This is a genomic window from Kribbella sp. NBC_00889, from assembly GCF_045207705.1.
Lineage (GTDB): Bacteria > Actinomycetota > Actinomycetes > Propionibacteriales > Kribbellaceae > Kribbella.
The window spans coordinates 922,729-937,814 of record NZ_CP108783.1; the positions used below are offsets into that span (position 1 = coordinate 922,729).

General features: G+C 68.2%; 15 protein-coding genes. 10 read left to right on the forward strand and 5 right to left on the reverse strand.

Features of this window, described 5'->3' with window-relative positions; translation table 11 throughout:
- Nucleotides 1-88: 88 nt before the first annotated feature.
- Nucleotides 89-913 carry a chitosanase gene (locus tag OG817_RS04670; protein WP_406052377.1) on the forward strand — a complete coding sequence of 275 codons (825 nt, stop codon included), beginning with the start codon at nucleotides 89-91 and terminating at the stop codon, nucleotides 911-913.
- Nucleotides 914-947: 34 nt separating this feature from the next.
- Here OG817_RS04670 and OG817_RS04675 read toward each other — a convergent pair whose 3' ends face one another.
- Nucleotides 948-1,547 carry a TetR/AcrR family transcriptional regulator gene (locus OG817_RS04675; protein ID WP_406052378.1) on the reverse strand — a complete coding sequence of 200 codons (600 nt, stop codon included), beginning with the start codon at nucleotides 1,545-1,547 and terminating at the stop codon, nucleotides 948-950.
- 74 nt (nucleotides 1,548-1,621) lie between these two features.
- Between OG817_RS04675 and OG817_RS04680 the strand changes: the two genes are divergently transcribed.
- The gene (locus tag OG817_RS04680) at nucleotides 1,622-2,974 is read left to right on the forward strand and encodes a DHA2 family efflux MFS transporter permease subunit (protein ID WP_406052379.1); all 1,353 of its coding nucleotides are present in this window, start codon (nucleotides 1,622-1,624) and stop codon (nucleotides 2,972-2,974) included.
- Here OG817_RS04680 and OG817_RS04685 read toward each other — a convergent pair.
- The gene (locus OG817_RS04685; protein ID WP_406052381.1) at nucleotides 2,971-3,444 is read right to left on the reverse strand and encodes a MarR family winged helix-turn-helix transcriptional regulator; all 474 of its coding nucleotides are present in this window, start codon (nucleotides 3,442-3,444) and stop codon (nucleotides 2,971-2,973) included. The genes OG817_RS04680 and OG817_RS04685 overlap by 4 nt on opposite strands.
- 95 nt (nucleotides 3,445-3,539) lie before the next feature.
- On the opposite strand from OG817_RS04685, the gene OG817_RS04690 reads away from it, so the two are divergent.
- The 3 genes from OG817_RS04690 (at nucleotide 3,540) to OG817_RS04700 (ending at nucleotide 8,603) form a co-directional block, all read left to right on the forward strand.
- Nucleotides 3,540-4,430, forward strand: a complete 891-nt coding sequence (locus OG817_RS04690; protein ID WP_406052382.1) for an alpha/beta hydrolase — start codon at nucleotides 3,540-3,542, stop codon at nucleotides 4,428-4,430.
- A gap of 9 nt (nucleotides 4,431-4,439) precedes the next feature.
- Nucleotides 4,440-7,259 (forward strand): DEAD/DEAH box helicase, encoded by a 2,820-nt coding sequence (locus OG817_RS04695; RefSeq protein WP_406052383.1) that lies wholly within the window; start codon nucleotides 4,440-4,442, stop codon nucleotides 7,257-7,259.
- Between the two features lie 72 nt (nucleotides 7,260-7,331).
- Nucleotides 7,332-8,603: a serine hydrolase domain-containing protein gene (locus OG817_RS04700; RefSeq protein WP_406052384.1), complete on the forward strand. Its 1,272-nt coding sequence runs from the start codon at nucleotides 7,332-7,334 to the stop codon at nucleotides 8,601-8,603.
- Between the two features lie 98 nt (nucleotides 8,604-8,701).
- On the opposite strand, the gene OG817_RS04705 is transcribed toward OG817_RS04700, so the two are convergent.
- A complete protein-coding gene (locus tag OG817_RS04705) occupies nucleotides 8,702-9,166 on the reverse strand; it encodes a MarR family winged helix-turn-helix transcriptional regulator (RefSeq protein ID WP_406052386.1) in 465 nt (154 codons plus the stop codon).
- 64 nt (nucleotides 9,167-9,230) lie between these two features.
- Here OG817_RS04705 and OG817_RS04710 point away from each other — a divergent pair, with 64 nt between their 5' ends.
- A complete protein-coding gene (locus OG817_RS04710) occupies nucleotides 9,231-9,602 on the forward strand; it encodes a cupin domain-containing protein (RefSeq protein WP_406052387.1) in 372 nt (123 codons plus the stop codon).
- A 1-nt stretch (nucleotide 9,603) separates the two neighbouring features.
- On the opposite strand, the gene OG817_RS04715 is transcribed toward OG817_RS04710, so the two are convergent.
- Together OG817_RS04715 and OG817_RS04720 are read right to left on the reverse strand one after the other, a co-directional pair.
- A complete protein-coding gene (locus OG817_RS04715) occupies nucleotides 9,604-10,902 on the reverse strand; it encodes a glycoside hydrolase domain-containing protein (RefSeq protein WP_406052388.1) in 1,299 nt (432 codons plus the stop codon).
- A 42-nt stretch (nucleotides 10,903-10,944) separates the two neighbouring features.
- Nucleotides 10,945-11,454, reverse strand: coding sequence for a TetR family transcriptional regulator (locus OG817_RS04720; RefSeq protein WP_406052389.1), 510 nt, complete (start codon nucleotides 11,452-11,454; stop codon nucleotides 10,945-10,947).
- An 86-nt stretch (nucleotides 11,455-11,540) separates the two neighbouring features.
- Here OG817_RS04720 and OG817_RS04725 point away from each other — a divergent pair, with 86 nt between their 5' ends.
- The 4 genes from OG817_RS04725 to OG817_RS04740 all read left to right on the forward strand — a co-directional run bounded on the left by OG817_RS04725 (nucleotide 11,541) and on the right by OG817_RS04740 (nucleotide 15,081).
- Nucleotides 11,541-11,936 (forward strand): nuclear transport factor 2 family protein, encoded by a 396-nt coding sequence (locus OG817_RS04725; protein WP_406052390.1) that lies wholly within the window; start codon nucleotides 11,541-11,543, stop codon nucleotides 11,934-11,936.
- 37 nt (nucleotides 11,937-11,973) lie between these two features.
- On the forward strand, nucleotides 11,974-12,447 hold the full coding sequence (locus OG817_RS04730) for a GyrI-like domain-containing protein (RefSeq protein ID WP_406052391.1): 474 nt from the start codon (nucleotides 11,974-11,976) through the stop codon (nucleotides 12,445-12,447).
- Between the two features lie 26 nt (nucleotides 12,448-12,473).
- Nucleotides 12,474-13,529 (forward strand): DUF5937 family protein, encoded by a 1,056-nt coding sequence (locus OG817_RS04735; RefSeq protein WP_406052392.1) that lies wholly within the window; start codon nucleotides 12,474-12,476, stop codon nucleotides 13,527-13,529.
- 328 nt (nucleotides 13,530-13,857) lie between these two features.
- Nucleotides 13,858-15,081 carry an MFS transporter gene (locus OG817_RS04740; protein WP_406052394.1) on the forward strand — a complete coding sequence of 408 codons (1,224 nt, stop codon included), beginning with the start codon at nucleotides 13,858-13,860 and terminating at the stop codon, nucleotides 15,079-15,081.
- Nucleotides 15,082-15,086 lie beyond the last annotated feature (5 nt).

Below are 15,086 nucleotides of genomic sequence, written 5' to 3' on the forward strand. Positions count from 1 at the left end.
CTTCACGGAGTGAAGTGTTCTCATCTCTGCCTCTGGTCTGATAGGAAAGCTTCCTAACAGTAATCCTCGGACGCCCCTCGGAGGAACCATGCAGACCCGCCCCACGCGCAGGACCGCGCTGCTGCTCGGACTGACCCTCGCGGCCGCCCCGGCGACCGCCCTTGTCTCCCGCTACGCCTCGCCCGCCGACGCCGCGGTCCAGGCGACCGGCCTCGACGATCCGGCGAAGAAGGGGATCGCGATGCAGATCGTCTGCAGCGCGGAGAACTCCTCGCTGGACTGGAAGGCGCAGTACACCTACATCGAGGACATCGACGACGGCCGTGGCTACACCGCGGGCATCATCGGATTCTGCTCGGGCACCGGCGACATGCTCGAACTCGTCGAGCTGTACGCCGACCGCAAGCCGGGCAACGTGCTGCAGAAGTACCTGCCCGCCCTGCGTGACGTGGACGGCAGCGACTCGCACGACGGCCTGGACCCGAACTTCACCAAGGACTGGAAGACGGCGGCCAATGACACCGCGTTCCAGCAGTGCCAGAACGACGAGCGTGACCGGGTCTACTTCAACCCGTCGGTGTCGCGGGGCAAGTCCGACGGACTGCGCACCCTCGGCCAGTTCTGCTACTACGACGCGATTGTCATGCACGGTCCCGGCAACGGCGGCACCAGCTTCGGCGGCATCCGCAGTCGCGCGCTGCAGACGGCCAAGCCGCCGGCGCAGGGTGGCAACGAGACGACGTACCTGAACGCCTTCCTCGACGCCCGCGTCTGGGCGATGAAGCAGGAGGAAGCGCACAGCGACACCAGCCGCGTCGACACCGCCCAGCGAGTCTGGCTCCGCAACGGGAACCTCGACCTGAACACCCCACTCGACTGGAAGGTGTACGGCGCCCCGTACCACATCGGCTGATCCTCGACCGCCGCCCGACCGCCCTGCCCGGCGGTCATCTGCCGTAGGCGGCCAGGAAGATCCGTACGCCGCTGCGGACCAGGTGATCGATCTCGTCCTGATCGACCGGAACCGCGCCGTACCAGGTCCGGTTCTGGACGGGACCGGTGACAAGGACGCCGAGGAACTCGGCCGCCTCGACCGGATCCGGTACGTCGAGCAGGCCGCGCTGGTGCAGTGCCTCGAGCCGGTCGGCCAGGGCGGTCCTGGTCGGCCGGTCCGCCAGCAAGCGCGGGAAGTGGGCCGCCTCGGCGATCATCAGCCGCAGGATCTCGGTCCGCTCGGCCGACTTCGCCACCTCGGTCGCGAACACGCGCCCGAAGCGGAAGAGTGCGTCCTCGAGGTCGGTGACGTCGTCGATGGTCTCCTGCAGCAGTGCCTCGAAGCCCTTCTCGTGGCCCGCGCGCGTCTCCGCGATCGCCGCCAGGAACAGCCGCTCCTTGTCGCCGTAGTAGTCGTAGATCGTGCGCTTGGAGACACCGGCCTCGGCGGCGATGGCGTCGACGCCGGCGCGGGCGTAGCCCTCGGCGAGGAAGACCTTCAACGCCGCGCGTACGATCGCGGCCCGTTTGGCCGGCGACCCTTCCCTGACCACCGTGGGTGCTCCTCCCCGATCGACTACACCGTGCAGTGTAGCGCTACTACACTGCACGGTGTAGTGTGCTGGGGATGACCGACGTTGCCCTGGATCGATCGATTCTCAAGCTCGGCGGCGTGGTGATGGTCGGAGCTCTCACCCCGCTGCTCGACATGACGATGGTGACCGTGGCGCTGTCCCGGATCGCCGCCGGTTTCGGCGCGTCCGTGGTCACCGTCCAATGGGTCAGTGCGGCGTACCTGCTGTCGATCGCGATCACGATCCCGACGACAGGCCGGCTGGTGGAGCGGTTCGGTGCCCGGGCGATGTGGCTGACGGCGCTGGCTGTCTTCTGTGCCGGGTCGGCGCTGTGTGCCACGGCCTGGTCGGCGGGCAGTCTGATCGCGTTCCGCGTCCTGCAGGGGCTCGGTGGCGGCATGATCATCCCGCTCACCATGATGATCCTCGCCAAGGCCGCCGGTCCCGACCGTCGTGGCCGGGTGATGAGCCTGGTCGCGATTCCCGCCCAGCTCGCGCCGATCGCCGGTCCACCGCTCGGTGGCCTGGTGGTGGACACGATCGGCTGGCGGTGGATCTTCCTGGTCAACCTGCCGATCGGGCTGACCGCGATCGCACTCGCCTGGAGGACCGTTCCGGCCGACGCCGTACGTCGCTCGACTGGGCTGGATCTGATCGGGCTGGCGCTCGTCTCACCGGCGATCGCACTCCTCATCCTGTCCCTGAGCGGTACGGCGACGTGGCCGTCGGCGATCGGTGGTCTGCTGCTGCTCGCGGCGTTCGCGGTGCATGCGCTGCGGTCGACGATGCCCTTGCTCGACCTGAGGCTGTTCGGCCACCGTCCGGTGACCGTGGCGACAGTGCTGAACTTCTTGTCCCGCTTCTCGGTGTTCGGCGCGATGCTCCTGATGCCGCTGTACCTCCAGCAGGTTCGTGGTCACAGTGCACTGGAGGCGGGGCTGCTGCTCGCCCCGCAGAGTCTGGGCACGGTGCTTGCCCTGCCTCTCGTCGGCAGGTTGACCGACCGCATCGGCGCCCGGCCCGTGGCTCTCGCCGGAGTCGGGATCACCGTCGTCGCGACGGTCGCCTTCACGCAGGTGACGGACACGAGTTCGTTCGTCGTCCTCGCGATCGCCTTGCTGGTCTGGGGGATGGGAATCGCGGCGGCCACCGTGCCGGTATCGGTCGCGGCCTATCACGGTCTGGACCCAGCGGCCATCCCCAGCGCGACGAGTCTGATCACCACGGTGACGACCCTCGGCGCTTCGGCCGGGGCTGCCGTGGTGACTGCGATCCTGCAGTCGCGTCTCGGCCACCACGCCGGCGATCCCGCCGCGGCGTTCGCCGACACGTTCTGGTGGGTGCTCCTCTTCACGGCCGTGACGTTGCTCCCGGCAACGATGCTTCCGGCGCGAGGCACCGCCTAGCTCCCGGGGATCGCCTTGGGCTCGGCGCGGTCGGTCCGAGGGTCGGCCTCCGCGCGCTGGCGGAGCATCGAGACCATCGTGGCGAGCTGCTCGAGGTTCTCGGCCGGGAGGACCGAGCCGACCCAGGTCACCAGCTCGGCGTCGACAGTGGGTGTCGCCGCGGTCAGGATCTCGGTGCCGGCGGGGGTGAGCTCGATCAGGGAGGAACGGCGGTCGCCCGGGTTCGCGATCCGCCGGCAGCGGCCCGCGGCCTCGAGGCGGTCGACGGCCTTGCTGGTGGCTCCGACCGTGATCGCGGCCCACTGCGCCAGGTCGTAGACCCGGGCGGTACCGCGGGACGCCAGGAAGCGCAGGAACTCGAACTGGCCGAGCGGCAGGCCGTGCTCGGTCTTCAGCCGGGCGTCGAGGACGTTGTAGAGCCGCGTCTCCAGCCGGACCAGGTCCGTGAACAATGATGTGAGATCAGTCACAGGAAGATCCTGCTTCGTGGGAATTAGGTTCCTTGGAATGTAGTTGTCAGGAACTGTATTCCCTGGAATCTATCACTGAGCGACGGAGACCGACGATGAGCCAGGACCAACGCGCTGCGGCGCGATCGATGATGACCAAGCGGGACCCCGACCGGACCCCGGCGCAGGAGCGGGCCGACTTCGACGCGATCTTCGCCGACCGTCCGCTGGGCGACGACGTCACGCTCACTCCCCGCACGCTGGGCGGCCGGCCCGCTCTGGACGTGCAGGTCGCGGGTGCCGATGGCGACGCGGTGATCCTCTATCTGCACGGCGGCGGTTATGTGGTCGGTTCGGCCCGGACCGGGGCCAACCTCGCCGCGCCGCTCGCACGGCGTACCGGTCTGCCTGCGGTGTCGCTGGAGTACCGGCTCGCGCCGGAGCATCCGTTCCCGGCGGCGGTCGACGACGCGTTGGCGGCGTACAAGGAACTGCTCGGGAGTGGGCGGCCAATTGTCATCGTGGGTGATTCGGCTGGTGGGGGAGCAGCGCTCGCCACCTTGGTGGCCGCACGCCGTGAAGGTCTGCCGCTGCCGGTGGCTGCCGCCGTCTTCTCGCCCTGGGTCGACCTGACGTTGTCCGGCGAGAGCATGGACGCGCGAGGGGACCTCGACCCGCTGTTCAGCCGTGCACACATGGCCGGGTACGCCGAGCATTACCTCGCCGGTCACGATCCGAGCGACGAGCTGGCGAGCCCGCTGCTTGCGGATCTGACCGGTCTGCCACCGCTGCTGATCCAGGTCGGATCGGCCGAGGTCCTGCTCGACGACTCACTGCGCCTGGCGGTCCGCGCGGCGCAGCACGACGTCGACGTCAGCCTGGACGTCGTCGCCGGCGCACCGCACGTCTACCCGCTGATGGCCGGCGTCATGGACGAGGCCGACGAGGCCCTGGACCGGGCCGCTCATTTCCTGACCCTGCGCCTTCCTGTGGGTGGCGTCGCATAGCCTGGGGGTATGAGCACCCCGTCCGAGAAATATGCTGTCTTCCGCTCGGACCAGGAGCATCCTGCGGTGAAGGAGTTCAGGGCGCTTTACGACTTCGAGCTGGACGAGTTCCAGCTGCGCGCCTGTGCCGCCCTCGAGGACGGCCACCAGGTGCTGGTCGCCGCGCCCACCGGCTCCGGGAAGACGCTGGTCGGCGAGTTCGCCGTACATCTGGCCCTGCAGCGCGGGCAGAAGTGCTTCTACACCACCCCGATCAAGGCGCTGAGCAACCAGAAGTACACCGACCTGGTCAGCCGCTACGGCTCCGACAAGGTCGGCCTGCTCACCGGCGACAACTCGATCAACTCCGAGGCGCCGATCGTCGTGATGACGACCGAGGTCCTGCGCAACATGCTGTACGCCGCGTCGACCACCCTGCTCGGACTCTCGTACGTCGTGATGGACGAAGTGCACTACCTGGCCGACCGGGCTCGTGGCGCGGTGTGGGAAGAGGTGCTGATCCACCTGCCCGACTCGGTCTCGGTGGTGTCGCTGTCCGCGACCGTGAGCAACGCGGAGGAGTTCGGCGACTGGCTGGAGACCGTCCGCGGCAACACGGTCGTCGTCCTGGAGGAGAAGCGGCCGGTGCCGCTGTTCCAGCACGTGATGGTGGGCAAGCGGCTGCACGACCTGTTCGCCGGCGAGGCGCCGACCGCGCGCGTCGGTGCGCCCAAGCCCGCGAAGTCCGGCAACCCTGCGAAAGCCAACCAGGTCGACATCAAGGACCTGGTCAACCCGCAGCTGGTCCGGATCGCGCGCGACGACAACCGGATCTTTCGGGACGACTCGCGCAAACCCCGCCGGCGCCGGGATCTCCCGAAGAGCCGGCCGACCCGGACGCACTTCACGCCGTACCGGTCCGATGTGGTCGAGGAGCTGGACGCGGGCGCCTTGCTGCCGGCGATCTACTTCATCTTCTCCCGGAAGGGCTGCGAGGACGCGATGCTGCAGTGCCTGCGGTCCGGCCTGCGGCTGACCAAGCCGAGTGAGCGGGACGAGATCAAGCGGGTGCTGGCCGAGCGGACGGCTGACCTGCCGGACGAGGACCTCGGCGTGCTCGGGTACCACGATTTCTCCGAGGCGCTCAGCCGCGGCATCGCGGCGCACCACGCGGGCATGCTGGCCGCGTTCAAGGAGGTCGTCGAAGAGTTGTTCGCGCGCGGCCTGATCAAGGTCGTGTTCGCCACCGAGACGCTTGCCCTGGGCATCAACATGCCCGCGCGCACCGTCGTCCTCGAGAAGCTTTCGAAGTGGAACGGCGAGGCGCACGTCGACATCACGCCGGGGGAGTACACGCAGCTCACCGGGCGGGCCGGTCGCCGCGGCATCGACGTCGAGGGGCATGCGGTCGTGCTGTGGCAGCCCGGGTTCGATCCGCGCGCGGTCGCCGGTCTGGCGTCGACCCGTACGTATCCGCTCCGCTCGTCGTTCTCCCCGTCGTACAACATGGCGGTGAACCTGGTCCGCCAGGTCGGGCGGACGCGGGCGCGCGACATGCTCGAGCTGTCGTTCGCGCAGTTCCAGTCCGACCAGGCCGTGGTCGGTCTGGCCCGCCAGGTGCAGCGCAACACCGAGGCGCTGGAGGGGTACAAGGAGTCCATCGACTGCCACCTCGGCGACTTCCTCGAGTACGCCAACCTGCGCCGCAGGATCGGTGAGCGCGAGGCCTCCGGATCGAAGCGGCGCAAGCTGGACCGCCGGGTCGAGGCGCAGGAGTCGATCGAGAAGCTGCGGATCGGCGACATCATCCGGATCCCGGCCGGCCGGAGTGCGGGCTGGGCGCTGGTGCTCGACCCGGGCATGCGGTCGGAGCGCGAAGGCCCGCGGCCGACCGTGCTGACGCTTGACCGGCAGGTCCGCAAGCTGTCCATGATCGACTTCCCGACCCCGGTCGAGGCGATCGGCAGCCTGCGGATCCCGAAGAAGTTCAACCCGCGCAACCCGCAGCAGCGGCGCGAGCTCGCGCAGGTACTGCGCACTCGCTCCGACATGCTCGGTGAGGACGGGCCGCCGTCGCGCGCCCGCGGCAGAGACGTCGTCAGTCACGCCGACGATCCGGAGTTGCAGGAGATGCGGGCGCAGCTGCGCGCGCATCCGTGCCACGGGTGCTCGGACCGGGAGGACCACGCCCGCTGGGCCGAGCGGTACTTCCGGCTCGACCGGGAGAACCGCGAGGTGCAGCGCAAGATCGAGCAGCGGACGAACACCATCGCCCGTCAGTTCGACCGGGTCTGCCAGGTGCTGGACGCGCTGCACTACCTGGACGGTGACAAGACCACCGAGGCCGGCGATCGACTAGCCCGGATCTACACCGAGCTCGACCTGGTCGCCGCCGAGTGCCTTCGGCAAGGAGTGTTCGACGACCTGGCCGTCCCGGAGCTGGCCGCGTGTCTGGCCGCACTCGTCTACGAGGCGCGGTCGAAGGACGAGCCGACGTCGCCACGGTTGCCGCGCGGCGACGTACGACTGGCGCTGGAGCGGATGGGGTCGATCTGGCGGGACCTGTCGGCGCTGGAGCGGGACATGCGGGTCGACTTCCTGCGGTCGATGGATCTCGGATTCTGCTGGCCGGCGTTCCGATGGGCGTCCGGTGCGTCGCTGGCCGAGGTGCTGTACGAGTCCGACCTGGCCGCGGGCGACTTCGTTCGTTGGGTGAAGCAACTGATCGATCTGACCGAGCAGGTCGCGGACGCGGCCGGCCCGACGCCGCTGCGCGGTACGGCGCGGGCCGTCGTCGACCAGATCCGTCGTGGTGTGATCTCGTACGCCTCGATGGTCGACGAGCCCTAGAACGAACCTTTGCGGTGACAGACTTCACGGGCACTACACCCCTGCCTTGAACACCCGAAGGAGAACACGTTCGTGGAGCTGACGCGCCGGAATCTCGGCAAGCTTGTGCTCGCAACCGGGGCGGTCGCCGCCGTCGGCACCGGAGCCGGGACGGCCCTGAGTCGTTCGGCCGATGCCGCCGCGACCTGGAAGACCACCGGCACCGCCGTGTCGGCGTTGGCCGGCTTCGACAACCAGATGAAGGCCTTCATGCTGGCCCGCGGGGTGACCGGCGGGCAGCTCGCGGTGACGTACAAGGGCCGGCTGGTGCTTGCCCGCGGCTACAGTACGTCGACCGCGCTGACGGTCCAGCCGACCTCGCTGTTCCGCGTCGCGAGCGTGTCGAAGATGTTCACGGCGGCCGCGATCATGAAGCTCGTGCAGGACGGCAAGCTGAGCCTGACCACGCCGGTCGGCAACATCATCGCGATCACGCCGCCGACCGGTCAGACCAAGGACACCCGCTGGTCCGCGGTCACGATCAAGCGGCTGCTGCAGCATCTCGGCGGGTTCGACCGCGACGTCTCCGGCGACCCGAACTTCAAGGACGCCATCATCGCCAAGGCCCTGGGCGTCCCGATGGAGCTCCAGCACGCCGACGAGATCAAGTACATGGCCGGGCAGAAGCTCGACTTCGCGCCGGGCAGCAAGTACGCCTATTCGAACTTCGGGTATGTGCTGGCCGGCCGCGTGATCGAGAAGGTCAGCGGGCTGAGCTACGAGACGTACGTGAAGCAGAAGTTGCTCGCTCCGTTGAAGATCACCCGGATGGCGCAGGGCTGGACCATCGCCAAGCACACCGGCGAGGTGCCGTACGAGTCGCAGTACACCGGGCCGACGGTGCTCGACAACACCGGCAAGATCGTTGCCGCGCCGTACGGATCGTTCAGCATGCGCATCCAGGACTCGAACGGCGGCTGGATCGCCAGCGCTCCGGACCTGGTCCGGTTCGCGAAGATGTTCGACGCGTCGTCGAGCGTGCTCAACACCACGTCGCTGAACAGCGTCTGGGCCAAGCCCGAGATCGGCATCCAGCCCGACGGGTGGTACTACGGCCTCGGCTGGCAGATCCGTCCGACCACGAGCGGCGGCACCGGCCGCAACACCTGGCACACCGGCAGCATGCCCGGCACCTTCAGCATCGTGGTCCGCACCTACAACGGGATGAGCTGGGCCGCCTTGTTCAACCGCCGTGACGACGCGAGCGGTAAGTCGTACGGCGACATCGACGCGGCGCTGTGGACCGCTGCCAATGGCGTGAAGACCTGGCCGACCAACGACCTCTTCCCGACCTACTTCCCCTGAGTTGCGGCGTTTCGGCCGAGGCCGAACAGCGTTGCCGGTCCGAACAGACGACTCCTATGGAACCCCGTCTGGCGGGTGCGACTCACCGCCTCGGGCTGCTAGAACATCAATGCTCTGAAGTGCGGCGTACTGACCTGGGCCTCGCCGGCCATCTCGGTCAGTACGCCGCGCACTGTGTCGATCGCTTCGTCGCCGAACCTGCGGCGGAGCTTGCGTTCGTAGGCCTGGTGGAACTTCCGGGCCGCCTGCAGTGCGGCCTCGCCTCGGTCGGTGAGGTGCAGCCGGCGGGCCCGTGCGTCGGACGGGTCCGCGCGGCGTTCGAGGTAACCGCGGCGTTCCATATCGTCGACGATCTGGCTCGCGCCCTGCTTGGTGATCTCCAGCCGCGCCGCGAGCCCGCTGATCGTCGTCGGTCCGGCACCGAGCGTGCGCAGTACGAAACCGTCCGACCGGCCTTGGTCGTCGAACCCTTGCTCCGCCGTCGCCGCCCGCAGTGCGCCGACGAACTCCTGGTCCGCCAGCACCAGCAGGATCCCGAAATCAGGCTTGCCCGAACGCGTCATGACCGCCATGATAGTCAAGCCGACTTGGTCAAGTTGGCTTGACTATCTCTGATAGGGGGAAGCAATGCAGGTCATTCGCGCTACCGAGGCGCCGCGGTTCCGGTTGCCCGGGGTCGAGTTCACCGGACTGGCCGCGCCGAGCCGTGGGTCCGCCGGTCTGTGCACGTGGAAGCTGACGATCGATCGCGGTGTCCGCGGCGATGCGCCGCACACCATCGACCGCGACGAGGTGTTCATGGTGCTCAGCGGCACCGTCCAGGTCACCCCGGACGGCGAGAAGCTCGCGGCCGGCGACGCGGTCGTCGTACCGGCCGGCGAGGCGATCTCGCTGACCAACCTCGGCGAGGACATCGCCGAGCTCCACGTCGCCATCACCGCCGGCTTCACCGCCACCATGGCCGAAGGTACGACGATCCAGCCGCCGTGGGCTCAATGAGTCAGCACCGCCGCAGTGGTGTCGAGTAGGTGGTGTTGCTCGTCGTGGCGACGTAGTAGTCGGTGACGTAGGAGCCGTCGCTCAGCCGGTTCCACACCGACGTCGTACCGACCTTGGAACCAGGGCGCTGGCAGGTGACCCACGCCAGCGACCCGATCGGCAGCAGGCCCGGGTATGTGGCGTACGACGTTCCCGGGCCGTGCCGGCGGCTCAGGTTGTCGACGGTCGTCTGGAACGGGTTGCTGCAGCCGGGGATCGGTGCGCTGTAGCCAGGCTTGGTCGGTGTCCTGGCGTAGTAGTCGGTGATGTAGGTCCCGTCGATCAGCTTGTCCCAGACCGTGGTGACGCCGATCTTCGGGCCGAACGTCTGGCAGACGATTCGCACGCCCGCGTTCAGGGCGATCGTCCCTCGCACCGGATAGGAGGTCCCCGGGCCGCTGTAAGTATGGATCGTCGTTCGGACCGTGTAGGAGTACCAGACCGAGGCGACAGGTGCGTCGAAACTGTCGTTGTCGATGTTGAGGGTGACACCGCCGTACGTCTCGGTGTGATCGCCCCGGTACTGCTTGGCTCGCTGGCCGATGAGCCAGTAGCGGTTGGAGATCAGCGGCCAGTTCGTCAGCGACGAGCTGAGGTTCCAGCGGGCGATCCAGACTGCGTCCGGCCGGGCGTACGCGGTCGAGTTGTAGACCTCGGCCAAGTGACGGGCACCGGAATCCTGGTGTGCGTAGACGCCGGAGAGGAAGCCGCGGCGGTGCAGCTCCTTCGTCCACGACGACAGGAACCGCAGCACTGTGGCCCGGCAGGTCGCGTCGGCTGTGTTGTAGTGCTCCATGTCGGCGTAGATCGCACTGCCCGCCAGTAGTCCGATCGCTCTGGCCTTGGTGACCGCGTCACCTGCCAGGAGTGCTCCCTGTGCGGCCGCGGACGCTGCGGTGATCTTCACCGCGTTCGAGCGGAACGTGCAGGGAGCCTGGTAGCCGAGGTAGATCGGGATGAGACGCCAGCCCATGCGGGTCACACTGCTGACCCAGCTCTGGGTGAGCTGCGGCTGTGCGCAGCTCCGGTTCACCCCGCCGACATAGATCCCGATCGCCTTGTACGGCGATGCCTTCCATGCAGTCATCTGCGCAACAGTCGGCGCCGTACAGGTGTCGAACGCGAGTCCGGTGAACCGGGTGGCCGTCGTACCGGCTCCATAGGTGAGCGGCGTGGTGGGCTCAGCCATGGCCGACGCTGACGGGCCTAGTAGTAGTACGGCAACCGCCGCGGCGGCCACCTTGAATCTGATCCGCGTCATGAGCGGCACCCCCCAGTCTCAGTAGACGGCCGCGGGGTGGGCCTAGGCAAGACCTCTGAAGATGATCGCCAGGGTCCGCTCTTGAAGGTCTGTAGACCACGTGCTGTGCTGCGCGGCCTGGGTGGTTGCTGTCAGCAAGGCCATCACCTCGTCCACCCGGACAGTGGGCCGTACCTCGCCCGCCTCCTTCGCCTGCTCGAGCAGCCGTTCGATCTCGTCGGTCAACCCACGCAACGCGTCGCCGATGTCGAGCTCCGGGCCGGCGAGCGCGGCTACGACCGTCCGGGTTCGGATGGCTTCGTCGACGACCGCGGTCAGGAACTCGAACAAGGTGGACTCGGCCGCCAGTTCCGTCAGTCGCCGGAGCGACTCCTTCATGATTGCCACCAGCAACGCGTCCTTGGTCGGGAAGTGCCGGAACACGGTGCCGACCGCGACACCGGCCCGGATCGCCACCTGTTCGGTGGTCGCCCTCGGTCCGTGCTCGGCGAACGCCTCGGTTGCGGCGGCCAGGATCGCCGTACGGTTCCGCTGCGCATCGGCCCGCGCCATCCGACCTCCGGGACTAGAAACCTGAGTGGCCACTCACTATAGTCGGTGCTGAACCTGAGTGGTGACTCATCTTCTGGAGGGGTGTCATGCCGGAACTGCACGCGGTGATCGAGCGGATGGGCCAGGGGTGGTTAGGTGATCCGGGCGCCATGGACGACCTGCTGGCCGACGACGTGGTGATGGAGGTGCCGTTCGCACCAGGCGGGCCGACGCGGTGGGACGGGCGGGAGGAGTGGCTCGCGTTCGCGGAACCGGCGCGGGCCGGGTTCCCGGTGCGGTTCGACCGCTTCACCATGCTGGCGTTGCACGAGACGCTCGATCCCGAGGTCGCGGTGGTCGAGTACGAACTGGCCGGTGAGATCACCGCCACCGGGCACCGCGGTGCCGCCCGCTTCATCGGCGTACTGCGGGTCCGGGACGGGAAGATCGCGGGCTGGCGCGAGTATCACAACACCGCTGCGATCCAGCAGGCGTTAGGTTGAGTCTGTCATCGCGTTGCCGAGCCGGGAGGACTGTGGAATGCCGGACATCGTGGAGTTGGGGGAGCGGCCGTACGTCGCGCTGCGGGGCAAGGTCGCCATGAACCAGATCAGTGCGTTCGCGGACCGGATGCGCGAGGTGATCGACTGGCTCGCCGCCCGGGAGATCGCGCCGAACGACGCACCGTTCTTCAAGTACGACGTGGTTGACATGGAAGCCGGCCTGGTCCTGGAGATCGGGTTCCCGGTCGACGATCTGCACAGCGGTGAGGGCGAGATCGTCACCGGCGTCCTCCCGGCCGGGCGCTACGCCAGTACGACGTACCACGGCCACCCGGACGGTCTGGTCGACGCCACCCGCGACCTGCTGGCCTGGGCGGACGACAAGGGCCTCGAGTGGGATGCCGACGGCGACAGGTGGACCGCGCGGCTCGAGGTCTACAAGTCCGACCCGCGCGAGGTCCCGGACATGGCCGACTGGGACACCGAACTGCAGTTCAAGCTGAAGGATTAGTGGGCCGTTCCTGGGTGAGGTACTAGGTGCCCACCGTTCTCGCCGGCCTGAGCCGTCTGGACCCTGAGCGGATCCGCCACGTCGCCTCACCCCTGATCGAGCTTGGCTGCGCCCTCCACGTGCTCGCCGAGCCCGCCCACCACGATCGCGTCGAGTGGGCGGCCGCCGTACGACTGCCCGACGTACTGCGGTGTGAGTTGTCGCAGTGGACGTGGACTGTGCGGGCTGTCCGGGCGCGGTTCTTCGCGACGAGCAGAGGGACCGGGATGCCGTCGTGGCAGGACGAACTGGCGGCGCTGCGGGCTCGGGCGCCGGAGGAGCTCGCGGCTGAGCTGGTGCGGCCGTTGCGTGGGCGTCCGCTGAGCAGTCGGACCACAGACACGGACGCCGTACGCCACTGGGCCCGCAGCCGGGGTCGCGCTGTCGCTGCGCTGGTTGATTCGTTGCTGAGTGATCCGGAGGAGCCTGTACGTCGCTTCCTCGATTTACTCGATGCTTGCTGGGCGGAGTGGTTCGCTGCGGTGTGGGAGGAGTCGCGGGACGCGCTGGCGGCGCGTGGGCGGCAGGACCGTGATCTGGCGATGCGGGACGGCGTACTGGCGATGCTGCGGTCGCTGGATGGGTCTGTCTCCGTGCGCGATCGGGACAGCGCGGTGGTGCAGAAGGTGCAGAGCAAACGGATCGATCTGTCGAAGCGGTCGCTGTTGCTTGTCCCTAGCAACTACATCGCGCCGCATCTGTTCCTGGGGGAGATCCCTGGGGAGCCGCTGACTGTCATCTACCCGGTGGTGGGCGTCGGGACCGCCGTACCGACCGCTCAACAGATGCTCGGTCGCCTGGAAGCCCTCGCCGCCCCCGACCGCCTTCAGGTCTGCCGAGCCGTCGCCAGCGAACCGCGCACAGCCGGCGAGATCGCGGCCTTGTGGGGCCTTCACCCGACTCAGGTGACGCGCCACCTCCGAGCCCTCACCCGAGTCGGCCTGGTCACCGCCGAACGCCAGGGTCGCTTCGTCGCCTACCGCCTGGACGAATCCGCCCTCAACCACCTAGGCGCGGATCTCCTCAACCTCATCATGCGCTGAGCGGGATGTCGCGGATCGCCCGGAACACCGCCGTGGTCAACGCCCGAAACGGCCCCACGGGATCGCGTGCGAGCCACAAAACATCGTCGTCGAACCACCCGGTCCCGTTTGATGGGCTAACCCACCAGGCAGTGGGTTGGCCTGGCGCGTGCGGTGTGCGAACCCACAGGCCGGCGGGTCAGCCCACCAGACGGGGATGGGCGCCAGCTCGACGACCGTCGGGAACTGAATCGAGCGACATCGGCACAGGAATGCTTCGGTGGCTGATGCATTGACGGGATCTGTCAGTCCAGCGGGCGGATGGGGCGGGCGGTAGTTGGGTGAGGGGGTGACAGCTTCTCTTCCGCCTGCCGTACGTCGGTTGATCGGCGCGACTCTCGTCAACACGTTCGGGAACGGTGTGTACGCCGCCGTCGGCGCCCTCTATCTCACGCGGGCAGCCGGCCTGTCCGTCGGACATGTCGGCATCGGCCTGACTATCGCGGGCCTGGTCGGGCTCGTGGCCAGCACTCCGCTCGGCGTGGTCGCGGATCGTCTCGGACCGAACCGTGCGTACGTCGGCTTCCTAATCTTGCAAGCGATCACGATGAGCGCGCTGACGCAGGTCCGCTCGTTCCTCCCGTACGTCGTGGTCGCCGGGATCACCGCGATCGCCGACTCCGGTCAACGTGGCGCGAAGGGAGCGCTGATCGCGGGTCTGTCGCCGTCCGACCAGCGGGTCCGCACGCGGGCGATCCTTCGCGTGACGACCAACATCGGCATGGGTGCCGGCATGGCTGTTGCCGGCGTCGTTCTCGCGGTTGACCGGCGTGAGGTGTACGTCGCCGCACTGCTCGCCAACGCGGCGACGTACGTGATCACCGCGGCTCTGGTCCGCTTCGGCCTGCCCGAGGTCAAGAAGGTGTCGTCGGCAACCGGTCCGTCCGGACTGACCGCGTTGAGGGACCGGCCGTTCCTCGCCTTCGTCGCGTTGGACGGCGTACTGAGCATGCACAACGCGATGGCACAGATCGCGATCCCGCTGTGGGTGGCGACCGCGACCGACGCTCCGCGCTGGCTGATCTCCGTCCTGCTCGTGATCAACTCGGTCGCGGTGATCCTGCTCCAGCTCCGCGTTGCCCGAGGCACCGAACACCTCCCCGGCGCCGCCCGTGCCGGCCGCCGGGCCGGCGTACTCCTCGCCGGAGCCTGCGTCGTCCTCGCTCTCACCGACGTCACCTCAGGCGCCGTCACCGTCGGCCTCCTGGTCGTCGCAGCCCTCATCCACGTCCTGGGCGAGATGCTGCAGTCGGCAGGCGGCTGGGGCATCAGCTTCGAACTCGCCCCACCCGGCGCCCAGGGCCAATACCAAGGCGCCTACGCCATGGGTCACCAAGTCGGCGACCTCATCGCGCCGCTCATCCTCACCACCATCGCCGTCAGCTGGGGCTGGCCCGGCTGGTTGCTGACAGCCACCATCTTCCTGCTCACCGGCACCCTGCTCCCAATAGCCGTCCGCAAACACCCCCACTGGCCCACCACCACCGAACCCCACCTGGCCACCACCACCTGACGGCC